Origin of the sequence: Intestinibacillus sp. NTUH-41-i26 (assembly GCF_032769475.1) — a bacterium.
GTDB classification, from domain to species: domain Bacteria; phylum Bacillota; class Clostridia; order Oscillospirales; family Butyricicoccaceae; genus Agathobaculum; species Agathobaculum ammoniilyticum.
This window is the reverse complement of the sequence record NZ_CP136477.1, coordinates 116,498-128,617: the sequence shown is the minus strand read 5'-3', so window position 1 is coordinate 128,617 and position 12,120 is coordinate 116,498. Positions and strand designations below refer to the sequence as shown.

General features: G+C 54.8%; 12 protein-coding genes. 3 read left to right on the top strand and 9 right to left on the bottom strand.

The annotated features are described in order from the left end of the window. The first annotated feature begins 28 nt into the window (after positions 1-28). The gene (locus RX717_RS00590; RefSeq protein ID WP_054327994.1) at positions 29-871 is read left to right on the top strand and encodes a patatin-like phospholipase family protein; all 843 of its coding nucleotides are present in this window, start codon (positions 29-31) and stop codon (positions 869-871) included. 74 nt (positions 872-945) lie between these two features. Further along, entirely contained in the window at positions 946-2,229 is a 1,284-nt protein-coding gene (gene uraA, locus RX717_RS00585) for a uracil permease (protein ID WP_054327995.1), read from the top strand. Between the two features lie 53 nt (positions 2,230-2,282). Here the strand turns inward: uraA and RX717_RS00580 are convergent, their stop codons facing one another. The 8 genes from RX717_RS00580 to RX717_RS00545 all read right to left on the bottom strand — a co-directional run bounded on the left by RX717_RS00580 (position 2,283) and on the right by RX717_RS00545 (position 9,993). Next, complete coding sequence (locus RX717_RS00580) at positions 2,283-3,254, bottom strand: transketolase family protein (protein WP_054327996.1); 972 nt, start codon at positions 3,252-3,254, stop codon at positions 2,283-2,285. Between the two features lie 12 nt (positions 3,255-3,266). Then, the gene (locus RX717_RS00575) at positions 3,267-4,184 is read right to left on the bottom strand and encodes a transketolase (RefSeq protein WP_242977873.1); all 918 of its coding nucleotides are present in this window, start codon (positions 4,182-4,184) and stop codon (positions 3,267-3,269) included. Beyond that, positions 4,138-4,746 carry a sugar phosphate isomerase/epimerase family protein gene (locus tag RX717_RS00570; protein WP_316960493.1) on the bottom strand — a complete coding sequence of 203 codons (609 nt, stop codon included), beginning with the start codon at positions 4,744-4,746 and terminating at the stop codon, positions 4,138-4,140. The genes RX717_RS00575 and RX717_RS00570 overlap by 47 nt, the downstream gene beginning before the upstream one ends. A 316-nt stretch (positions 4,747-5,062) precedes the next feature. Beyond that, the gene (locus tag RX717_RS00565) at positions 5,063-6,364 is read right to left on the bottom strand and encodes a TRAP transporter large permease (RefSeq protein ID WP_054327999.1); all 1,302 of its coding nucleotides are present in this window, start codon (positions 6,362-6,364) and stop codon (positions 5,063-5,065) included. 16 nt (positions 6,365-6,380) lie between these two features. After that, on the bottom strand, positions 6,381-6,890 hold the full coding sequence (locus tag RX717_RS00560) for a TRAP transporter small permease (RefSeq protein WP_107631281.1): 510 nt from the start codon (positions 6,888-6,890) through the stop codon (positions 6,381-6,383). A gap of 88 nt (positions 6,891-6,978) precedes the next feature. Then, a complete protein-coding gene (gene dctP, locus RX717_RS00555; RefSeq protein ID WP_054328001.1) occupies positions 6,979-8,028 on the bottom strand; it encodes a TRAP transporter substrate-binding protein DctP in 1,050 nt (349 codons plus the stop codon). A gap of 45 nt (positions 8,029-8,073) precedes the next feature. After that, complete coding sequence (locus tag RX717_RS00550; RefSeq protein ID WP_054328038.1) at positions 8,074-8,979, bottom strand: ketose-bisphosphate aldolase; 906 nt, start codon at positions 8,977-8,979, stop codon at positions 8,074-8,076. A gap of 45 nt (positions 8,980-9,024) precedes the next feature. After that, entirely contained in the window at positions 9,025-9,993 is a 969-nt protein-coding gene (locus RX717_RS00545; protein ID WP_107631282.1) for a carbohydrate kinase family protein, read from the bottom strand. A gap of 337 nt (positions 9,994-10,330) precedes the next feature. On the opposite strand from RX717_RS00545, the gene RX717_RS00540 reads away from it, so the two are divergent. Further along, positions 10,331-11,092, top strand: coding sequence for a DeoR/GlpR family DNA-binding transcription regulator (locus RX717_RS00540; protein ID WP_107631283.1), 762 nt, complete (start codon positions 10,331-10,333; stop codon positions 11,090-11,092). A 57-nt stretch (positions 11,093-11,149) separates the two neighbouring features. On the opposite strand, the gene RX717_RS00535 is transcribed toward RX717_RS00540, so the two are convergent. Further along, on the bottom strand, positions 11,150-12,043 hold the full coding sequence (locus tag RX717_RS00535; protein ID WP_159068125.1) for a DMT family transporter: 894 nt from the start codon (positions 12,041-12,043) through the stop codon (positions 11,150-11,152). Positions 12,044-12,120 lie beyond the last annotated feature (77 nt).

Sequence of the window (12,120 nt, the reverse complement as noted above, 5' to 3'; positions counted from 1 at the left end):
CCCTGTTATCTGAGAAAGGTTTGAAAAAATGCCCGCACTTGTTTTGGAGGGCGGCACGTTCCGCCCCATCTTTTCCTGCGGCGTGATGGACGCGCTGCTGGACCATGATCTTCTGTTCGACTATGTGATCGGCGTTTCCGCCGGCATCACCTACGCGGTTTCCTACCTGTCCCGCCAGCGCGGGCGCAATCTGGAGGTCCTGCGCCGGTACCGGAACGACAAGCGCTATCTGGGCGCGCGCAACCTGCTGCGCGACCATTCGGTATTCGGCGTGGATTTCGTATTCTCCACCATCCCAAACGAGCTGATCCCGTTCGATTGGGAGGCGTTCCACACCTACCGCGGGCGCGCGCTGGTCGGCGTAACCAACGCCCGCACCGGACAGGCGGAATATCTGGACGGGATGCGGCTTGACCGCCCCAGCACCATGCTGCGCGCAACCTGCGCCATCCCGATCTATTTCCCGCCCATATCCATCGGCAGCGAAACCTATTACGACGGCGGCCTGGCCGACCCAATCCCGATCCTGAAAAGCCTGCGCGACGGCAACCACAAAAACCTGATCGTGCTGACACAGCCGGACGCTTACCGCAAGGAGCTGACGTGCGGCACGCGGTTCGCCGCGCGCGCCCTGCACCATCGCTACCCCCGGCTGGCCGCAACCATGCTGTCCCGCCCCAAGCGGTACAATCAAACGGTGTGCTTCTGCCACAGGCTTGCGGCGGCCCAGCCGGAAAACACCGTGCTGCTCCAGCCCGCCGAACGGCTTGAGAGCTTTGAAAAGGATGTAAAAAAGCTTGAATGGGGCTATGAAATGGGGTATAATATGGCCTGCTCGCGCATGGAGGATATCCGGCGCCTGTTTGACTGAGGAACGCCGCCGCGCGTTTTTCATACAGCGCCGCACGGCGCGGCGCAAAAGAAATGAGAGGGGATAAAAGAAAAATGCAGACAAACAGAATCATCCAGGTAGAGGACAAGGTGCCGCCCCGTCTGCTGGTGCCGCTGTCCATCCAGCATATGTTCGCCATGTTCGGCGCGTCCGTGCTGGTGCCGTTTATGTTCGACATCAATCCAGCGATCGTACTGTTCATGAACGGTATCGGCACGCTGCTGTTCATCTTCATCACCAAGGGCAAAGCGCCCGCCTACTTAGGCTCGTCGTTCGCGTTCATCGCTCCGGCGACGCTGGTCATCCAGAACTGGGGCTACCCTTATGCGCTCGGCGGCTTCGTGGTGGTCGGCCTGTGCGGCTGCGTCCTGGCGGCAGTCATTTACAAATGCGGCACCAAATGGATAGACGTGGTGCTGCCGCCTGCCGCCATGGGTCCGGTCGTCGCGCTGATCGGCCTCGAGCTGGCCGGAAGCGCCGCCTCCACTGGCGAGATCGTGGGGGACGGCGTGACTACCGCCTCGGTCATTACCTTCTGCGTCACGCTGGGCGTGGCGGTGCTGGGCAGCGTGCTGTTCCGCAAATTCCTGTCCGTTATCCCGATCCTGATCGCGATCCTCTGCGGCTATGCCGCCGGCCTTGTCACCGAGTATTTTGCCGGAGAGCGCGTGATCTTGGACGGCATTATCGCCGCTTTCCACCAGCCGTTATTCCAGCTTCCGAATTTCCAGGCGCCCAAGTTCGACCTGGAAGCTATCCTCATCATCCTGCCGGTGATCTTGGTCATTGCCAACGAGCACATCGGCCATCAGCTCGTCACCAGCAAGGTGGTCGGGCGTGACCTGCTGCGGGACCCCGGCCTGCACCGCTCGCTGTTCGCGGATAACTTCTCGACCATGCTGTCCGGCTTCATCGGCTCGGTGCCGACCACGACCTACGGCGAAAACATTGGCGTAATGGCGATCACCAGGGTCTACTCGGTGCGCGTAATCGGCGGCGCGGCTGTGCTTTCCATCATCTGCTCGTTCGTCGGCCCGCTCGCGGCGCTCATCCAGACCATCCCCGGTCCGGTCATCGGCGGCATCTCGTTCCTGCTGTACGGCATGATCGGCACCTCCGGCCTGCGCATCCTGGTGGATAACCATGTGGATTACGGAAAAAACCGCAACATGGTGCTTACCTCGGTCATTTTTGTCACCGGCCTGTCGGGCGTAACGCTGTCGCTTGGCAACGTCGCCCTGTCCGGCATGACGCTGGCCGCCATCGTCGGCATGCTGATGAGCCTGCTGTTCTATGTGTTTGACAAGTGCAGGATCTCCAACGACCTGCAGGAATAATCTATAGTGAAAAAGAGTCCCGCTGCTCCCTGGGGGAGCAGCGGGACTCTTTTTTACTGCCGTTTCCTGCCGACTGCACGCGCCGCTTTCCTGACGATCTCCCGGGCGTTCAGCCGGTATTCCTCCTGCAGAAACCCGATCGCCCCGACTTGTCCAAAACGATCCTGTACGCCGACCATTTCAACTGGTATCGGACAATGCTCTGCAAGCACGCGCGCCACAGCCGCGCCCAGCCCAACCGTGCAGTTATGATTTTCCGCTGTTACAATGCATCCGGTTTTCGCAGCCGACTGGAGCAGCAGCTCTACGTCGAGCGGTTTCCAGGTAAACATATCGATCACACGCGCCGATATCCCCCGTTCTGACAGAATCTCCTGCGCTTTAAGGGCCTCGTCCACCAAGAGTCCCGATGCAACAATCGTTACATCGTTTCCCTCGCGCAGAAGCACGCCTTTGCCGATCTCAAAATCCGCGCCATCCTCGTATATGCGCGCGGAATTTTTGCGCACCATGCGCAGATAGCTGACACCATACCACGCATACAGCTTTTTCAGTAGGTTAATAAACATCACATAATCAGACGGATCGAGGACTATTGCATCCGGCACTGCCAGATACAGAGCGCAATCCTCAAACGGCATGTGCGTGCCGCCATTATACGCCGCACAGATACCGGGGTCCGAACCGATCAGCTTGACATTCAGCTTCGCATAGGCCGCGGACAGGAACGCCTGATCAAACGCCCGCCGTGAGATAAAGGGTCCAAAAGAATGCACAAACGGTATCTTCCCTGCCGCCGACAGACCCGCCGCGATGCCGACTGCATTCGCTTCCGCAATTCCAGCGTTAATCACCTGCGCCGGATAAACCTTTGCGATCTCCGACGCTTTGCTGCAGCCAGCAAGATCACAGTCGATATGGACAACGGAGGAATCCTGCGCGATCAGCTCGACCATCGTCTGTGCATATCCGTCCCCGCCCATCCGCTCATCTATTTCATGTTTTCCCGCGATTCGATACTGCATACTGCCTCCTTTTCAAGCCTGCGCTGTCAGACGTTCCAGTTCACGCTGTGCAAATGCAAGCGTCTCATGCCACTGTTCCGCTGAAAAGCTGGAAAAATGCGCGCCAGTCTGCTCCGCCAGGGGCAATCCTTTCCCCTTGACTGTATTCAATATAATGCAGGCTGGCTTTCCGACGTTATGGTACGCGCGGTCTACTGCTTCATACACCTGCTCTACATCGTTTCCATCCCGTACCTCGGCCACATCCCAACCGCAGGCACGAAATTTTGCACCGATGCCTTCCCCATGACTCATTACTTCGCTGCACAGGCCATCCAATTGTCTTTTATTGTTATCCACCAGACATATCAGCCGGTCCAGTCCGTAATGCGCCGCAAATTGCGCACTCTCCCATACCTGGCCCTCGTCACACTCGCCATCTCCCAGTATGACAAACACATGATTGTCCCGTCCGTCAAGCCGGTTCGCGTAAGCAATGCCGACCGCCGCTGAGATACCCTGTCCGAGAGAGCCGGTCGTCATGTCTACCCCTGGGGTCTTGAGGCGGTCTGTATGAGAGGGGAAATCCGTATGCGGCTGGTTCAATGTGTAGATATTCTCCAGAGGAAAAAAACCTTTCAATCCTAAGGCCGCGTATACTGCCGGCCCCGCATGCCCCTTGGACATAACGCACCAGTCGCGCTCCTCCCATCCCGGGTTCTGGGGATCGATTTTCATGATGCCGCCGTACAGCACAGCCAATGCCTCTGTAACCGACATAGTGCCTCCCGTGTGGCCAAAGCCCAGCGTTGCGAGTGCGCGTATGGTTTCTACCCGTATCTGTTGTGCAAAAACCTGAAGCTCCCTGATCTTATCCTCCTGCTGCATGAAACGCTCCTTTCCGTTATTCTTCCAGTATGCCACGCAGGAACCGACCGCCAGTCTGTGCATCGCACACCAGCTGCTGCAGCGTAGCGCCATGGCTCAAATCACGCCACACGCGGGTGCGTTTGGCATTAAAAGCCGTAGTCAGCACAAACGGCTCCATCACGACCGCACCAGCATAGCCGGCTTGACGCAGCGCCCGCCCAATCGCTCTCCAGTCCAGATTGGCCGCGCCGACCCCCGGCACTCGCCGGTTGGATTCCCCCGCATGGAAGTGTCCCAGCCGGCCACTGACACCCGCGAAACAGATCGCGGCACAGGTATTATCCTCCTCGATATTCATGTGGTAAGTATCCAAATGCACCTTGGCGCGCGGGCTTCCCACCGCCTCGGCGAATGCCACTGCCTCCTGTGCCGTATTAAACAGAAATTGCTCGAACCGATTGACCACCTCAAAGCAGTAATCAATCCCTTCCCGCTCAGCGGCACGCAGGATCGGCTGCAGACTTTGGACCGCATATCCGCAGGCGCGCACTTTCTCTTCCTGCGCATCCCCCTCTGGCTGCGGCGCCCGCAGCCAGGCGGAGTAGTTGACCCCCGACCACAGAGTCATTTCCAGCTCGCTCATGCGTTCCAACACCCCGGATACAGTATTCAATGCCCTTTCGGCGCGCCGCTTCGTCGCCGGAAGCAATGTCATTCGTTGCATCCAGGCCGCCGTTCAGCGTAAACCGTACGCCGCAGTCCTTGGCACGACGCAACAGCTTCTGACATGCTTCCGGCGTCATCCGCAGCAGACAAGCCGGATTGACTTCCAGTATCTCCAGTTCTGCCTGCGCGGTTAACTCCAGAATACGGTTTAAATCATCGGATGCTTCGGTTCCCCACCAATATCCCATGTGCAGTCCTATCTGATTTTTCATATTGATTCCCTCTTTGCCGCGCTATGAAGCGCCCAGCAGATTCGGCACCAGCATGACAATCCCCGGAATAAAGGTAAGTACCAGCAGTACGCCTACCAACGCCCCCATATAAGGCAGTGACTCCCGAATGTAATCCTCAATGCGACAATTGCAGATGCCGCAAGTTGTAAACATCTGACTGCCGAACGGTGGAGAAAAGCCCGCAATTGTCAGGTTGATACACATAACGATGCCGAAATGGATCAGATTGATACCCATAGACTGTGCGACCGGTACAAGCAGCGGTGCAAGCAGAATCATCGCCGCGCCGCCATCGAAAAAGCATCCAATGGCCAGCAGCAGGATGTTGACAATCAGTAAAAACAGGTATGGCGAATGGATACCATTGATGATCGCCTCAGAGATCATCATAGGGATGCGTTCCCAAGTCAGGTAAGCGGACAGCGCCTGCGCGCCCGCCAGAATGAACATGACACCGGCCGTTGCTGTCAGCGACTCCATGATGATTGCTTTGATATGCGCAAACTTTAGCTCTTTATAGATAAACGCGCCAACCAGGATTGCGTAAAGGATGGAGATAGCGCCCGCCTCGGTCGGCGTAAAGGCGCCAAAACGCAGGCCCATTACGATGCCGAACGGTACCATCAGCGCCCAAACTGCATCCAGCAGTGCGCGGCCAAATTCTCGGGGTGTGACACGCTCCGTACGCGAAGGGCGGTAATTCCGCTTTTTGGAGATTGCATAGTTTAGTATCATCAGCGTCGCCATGATGCAAAGACCCGGCAGGTAGCCCGCATAAAACATGCTTGCAACCGACACGTTGGACGCCGTAGAATACAGGATTAATACAATGCCTGGAGGAATGATCGGCGTAATACAGGCAGACGCCGCGGTAACGACGCAGGAATAGGCCTTTGAATAACCCATGCGTTCCATTTCAGGCACCAGCATCTTGCTTTCCATTGCCGTATCTGCAATTGCCGACCCAGATAGGCCTCCCATCAGAGTGGAAAGCACGATATTGACATGCCCCAGCCCACCAACCAGATGGCCAACCAGCATATCTGCAAGCACCATCAGCCGGTGTGTGATGCCGGAATAGTTAAAGATAACACCCGCACAGGTGAAAAACGGGATAGCGAGAAACACGAATGACGAATTTGCTGCCACCATTTTCTGGCACATCAGTAAAACGTTCATTGCATTTGGGCTGAAAACAAAATACAGGGCGGTAGCAATCAACATCGCAAATGCCACCGGTACGCGCATAAAAAACAGCACAAACAAAATTACAATCGGCAGCCATGTCCACAGTTGTTCCAAAACAGCTCCTCCTTTCCTACGACCGTTCTTCCAGAGCCGCCACTTCGGTTTCCTGCCCCCGAATGGTCTGAACCAGGAATTTCAGCGAATAACCCGCAAGACAAACCGCCGCCAACGGGATCGGAATATCAAAGAAAAAATAAGGGATATGCAGCGAGGGGCTTTTCCGCGTCCATGCAGACATCGCAAACTGCCAGCCCCAGACAACAAGCGCAACACAGATCGCCGTGATCAGCGCATAGTTCAAGATCAGCACCACACGGCGTGCTTTTTCCGGCAGAGCGTTTACCAATACGTCAATTGCCGTCAAACCCTGGTACCGGTAGACCACTACAACACCAAAGAAAACCGCCCAGTTGAACAGCATGTAGGTCACTTCTTCTGCCCAGTTGAATGAGGTGGCAAACAGAAAACGGCTGATAACATTTAAAGAAATCAGAACCACCATGCCCACCAATGAAACACCGCCAATGACCGATGCAACCCAGTTAACGGTATTCTCCAGCTTTGCTCCTTTCCGTTTCATACAATCATTATCCTCCCGTTTCTTTTTGTTGCGCTTTCAGATACGGCAAGGGCAGCGCCGGCTTGACAGCGCTGCCCTGTAACTGCCGTCATTTATTGCCGCGCGCTTCCTCCAGTACAGCTGTCAGTTCATCGTATACCCCCGGCGTCCAATCTGGGAACTTATCCGGAATGCTCTTTGCCGCCTCGATAAACTCAGTCTTGTCAATTGAGGATACCTGCACACCGGCATCGATCAATTTCTGCTTATATTCATCCTGTACGCCGCCAGACAACTCCAAGAATTCCTGCATATATTTCTGAGCGGTTTCATCCATCGCCGCTTTTGCCGCGTCTGACAACGTGCTATAAACTTCACTGGACATGACGATCGCTGTATAGCCCACCAAATGCTCGGTCTCGATGACATGCGACAGTACTTCATTCCACTTATTCGAATACATGACAGAGTACACACCCTCAGCCGCATCCGCCACGCCCTGGCTGAGCGCCTGGTAAGTTTCGCTCATGGCGATATTTGTCGGATTGCCGCCCAGCATTTCTGCCACAGCATTCCACATCGTCGTGGAAGCGCAGCGGATCTTGAGCCCGTTGACATCCGCACGGGAGGTGATATCTTTTTTCGTCAGCAGATTACGAGTCCCCTCATAATTCAGCGCGATCAAATGCAGCCCTTGAGCTTCCAACTCGGTACACATATCCTGGAATACCTCAGAATTCCATATCGCCATAATCTCCTCCGGCTTCTGGATCAGATACGGGGACATAATCGCCGCCATATCCGGTACATAGTTTGCCAGCCATGCCAGGTCGCAGTCCGCAACCACGCGTTCACCCAGCGCAGCCTGTTCGATCACGTCCGCTGTCGGACCCAGGCTCTCCGTGGTATATATCTCGCCGACGATCTCTCCATTTGAAGCAGCCTCCAGATCGTCAAAAAACCGGCCATACCACTCATACTGGGGATCGGTATTGGATTTGACCAGGTTGAATTTCAACGTGGTGGCTTCCGCCGCAGCACTCTGTCCGCCGCCCGGGTTTTCACCGCCCGGGTTTGCATTGCTGTCCGTTCCTCCTCCGCATGCGGCCAGGGAAAAAGCCATTATTGCTGCCAGCATTCCTGCGATCAGTTTTTTCATTCCTTTTTCTCCTCTCTTCTGCTGTAAAATTAATAGTTGGATGCTTTAATAGCGCTCTGCGCTTAAAAATACATTTTTCATTTTATGGGATACGCGTTCAGCCAAGTGATCCCTGCCGGCACCTATGTATTTCCGGTAATCAATTTGTTCCGGCGCTTCATGCAGATATTTTCTGATCGCACCTGTCATAGCAAGCCTGAGATCGGTGTCCACATTGATCTTGCAGACCGCAAGCCGAGACGCCTGTGCCAGCATTTCCTCAGGAATACCGATTGCTCCGCTGATGTCACCTCCCATTGCATTAATCTCCGCGATATCCTCCTGGTTAACTGACGATGCCCCGTGCAGTACGATCGGCAGACGCGGCATCAGCCGGCTGACCTGCTCCAGAATATCAAACCGCAGCATCGGCTTTTGTCCCGGTTTAAATTTGTAAGCCCCGTGGCTGGTACCGATGGCGATTGCGAGGGAATCCACCCCTGTCCGTTCGGCAAAGTCGCGCGCCTGCTCCGGATCGGTATAGAGTGACTGTTCCGCGCTCCTGCCATCCTCAACACCGGCCAGCGTTCCCAGCTCGCCTTCCACCGTGATGTCATACCGGTGCGCATATTCGCAGACGCTTCGCGTCAGCGCCACATTTTCCTCATAGGGAAGGTGGGAACCGTCGATCATGACTGAAGTAAAGCCAGCTTGAATGAACTCCTTGCAGGTCTCCAGATCTTCGCCGTGATCCAGATGCAGGGCGACCGGCACATCCGCCAGCCGCGCCGCGTTTTCCGCGATGCCGACGATATAGCCTAAATCCGCATATTGGCCCGTAAAGGATGATGCCTGTAGGATGACTGGCGACCGCTGTTCTTTCGCCGCCTTTGCAACCCCCTGGATCACCTCCATATTGTTGACATTGAATGCGCCGACCGCATAGTGGTGATCATAGGCATGCAGCAACATGTTTTTGGTATTGACAAGCGCTCTCAACTCTGTACTCTCCTTTCTCTACTGTGCAATATTTTCTACCAGGTGCCGGTTTTTCCGGATATATTGCCGGACACTTTCCACGTCCGGTACGCCGCCGACCGCACCGGGCGCCTGTATGGTATAGGAGGCGGCAGCCGATGCGAACAACGCGCTCTCATATAGATCGAGCGACAGAAGCTGTGCGGCTTCAAATCCCGCAACGAAGGAATCTCCTGCCCCCGTAGTGGAAGCGATCGATTCCACTGGAAACGCTGGCAGGAAAAACTCTTCCTTGAAATCCGTCATATAGCAGCCCTTCTCTCCCAGCTTAACGCCAAATACTGATAATCCGAACGGCTTGAGCACGTTCCGCATGGCTCGGACATCGGTCTCACCTGTGATCTGCACCGCTTCCTGGTAGCTCGGCAAAAAGATATCTGTATGGCGCAGGGTAGGCGCAATGCGTGGGAGCCATTCCCCTTTCCGGTTCCAAACCGTATCGACTACAGTTCTCACTCCATACTGTCTTGCTTTCTGAAACAGCGGCACGATCCCTCCGTCATCCAGATTCTTCAGCCGGTAATGGCCGTTCAGGCTGAGCAGGCGTGCCTGCCGCAGCCACTCCTCCGGCACCTGCTCCGCGTAAAGCGTATCGAATATCTCCGTATTGGTCAGAAAATGCCGTTCCCCGTTCGGTTCAACCAAAGCGATACTGGTGCCAGTTGTTTGCCCGCCCCGTACTGCCAGCGAACGGATATCGATATGCCGTTCGTCCAGCCAGCGCCGAAGGAACGCGCCATTTGGATCATCCCCTACGACAGAGACAAGCGCGGTTTCCATACCGAGCGCCGCCGCGTTACAGGCTACATTGCAGGCATCCCCACCTGGCAGCATCTGTATCGTGTCTACCGGCGTTGCGTCCAAAGACAGCGCCTTTTCGGTCACCGGTTTGACGATGATATCGCACATTAACAGGCCAATACAGATAATATCCATTTCATCACTCATTTCCCGCTTCACAATATCGATTTTTATAGATTAGATCAAATTTTATCAAAAATGTTTTTATAAATTGATCGATAATAAATCATCTCTCTCTTGTTTAACATTAACTTAACACATGCGATAATATTTGTCAATATTTCGATCAATATTTGACATATTTAAAAATATACAAACTTAACCTTTCCTTTTTGTATATTTAAATGATAATATTCATCTTTTTAATGATAATATTTGTTTCATTATTATTTATTCTCTTATTGACGAAAGTGGAAAGATAAGGTATCATAAAGGTAAATAACAAGGTCATCTTCCCTAAAAATCACGAAAGGAGATGTCTTAAATGGCCGTTCGCACTTCTCGTCTCGACCAAATGGAGGAATATATCCGTAAGCACGATTTTGTTCCTCTCGACGATTTATGTGTAGCATTCCAGCGTTCTAAAATTACGATCCGCCGCGATCTCTCCATGCTGGAGGAAAAGGGAGTGATAGAAAAGGTGTATGGGGGCGCGCGCCCCAGGCACCGCGATATCGGACGTCCCGTTGCGTCATTTACCGAGCGAAACATCTGTTTGACCGATCAGAAGCAATATATCGGTAAACTGGCCGCACAGCATGTCAACGACGGGGATACGCTTTACATCGATTCTGGTACTACCACACTGACCATGCTCCCTTATCTTGCTGAACGTTCGGTCACGATTTTGAGCAACAATTTATATGTGATCATGGAATGTATGAACTATCCCCAGATTAATGTAATCTCTTTCGGCGGCCGGCTGAACGTAAAAACCGCATCTTTAACCGTAGACGACCCCGCTGAGCTAAGTCGCTTCAATATCACAAAGGCTTTTATGGGTACAACCGGCATCAGCTTGCGAAGTGGTGTGACCGATACCTTTGTTGGGGAGAGTACGCTCAAAAGCACGATCACCAAGAACAGCCGGACACGGTATTTGTTGGCAGATCATACCAAATTCGAACTGGTGGCGGTTTCCACCTATGCACGCTTAAGCGATTTCGATTTTCTGGTCACCGACCTTGCACCATCACAGGAGTATCTGCAGTACTGCAAGGAGCACCAGCTCACCTGCTGTTATTAAACAAAAGCGTCCCCTGGCTTCCCTAAGGAAACCAGGGGACGCTTACTGCCATACACCCTATTCCTCCTGCTTATCCCGTGCAAGCAGGAAAATGGTGGACAAAATCAGTGCAAAGCCGATCAGGTCGGTCGGGCTGAAATCCGCTTTCATCCAGAGAACGGCAAGCACCGTCGCGGACACCGGCTCGATCGAGGAAAACAGGCTGCCCTTCTCGGGTCCGACCAATCGGATCCCCTCCAGATGCAGCGTGAACGCCGCGACCGAGCCGACCAGAACAACGACCGCGAGCGCGCTGACCGCCCCGGCGTCCAGCGTCACAGGCATCCGCCACGGGCGGAACAGGAAGGACAGCGCCGTGCCGCCGAGCAGCATGCCCCATGCTGTTACAAGCGCCGCACCGTATTTATGCAGCAGCGGCACCGGCTGCACCGCATAGATCGACATGGCTACCGCGCTCAGCAGCCCCCAGAACAGCGCACGGCTGGACAGGACCATCTCCCCCGGATGCCCGTGCGTCGCCAGCAGGAAGGTTCCGCCCACGGCCAGCAGGATGGACAGCACCTCAATGCCCCGTGGCGGGCGGCGGCTGCGGACCGATAGGTACACCAGGATCAGGACCGGCGAAAGATACTCCAGCACGGTGGCGGTCCCCGCGTTGGAGTATGTGATTGCGGAAAAATATGTATACTGGCACATGCTCATGCCCAGCACGCCAAACACCAGGATGCCGGCGGCGTCCTGCTTCCAGATGCGGAACACCTGCTTTTCGCCCCGCAGCAAGCATAGCAGCAGCAGGATCGCGCCGGCCGACAACAGGCGCACCGAAACCAGCCATCCGGTCGGTACGCCCTTTGCCTGCAGCAGGAACTGGCCGCAGGCGCCGGAAAGCCCCCAAAAGATACCGCCCGTCAGCGTCAGCAGCACGCCGCGCAGCATTTTATCCCGCTTCACACAGTTTTCCCCTTTCACAAAAAGACCTCTTGTGCAGATCACAAGAGGTCTTTTGGTTTTACGTTGCTACAGGACTG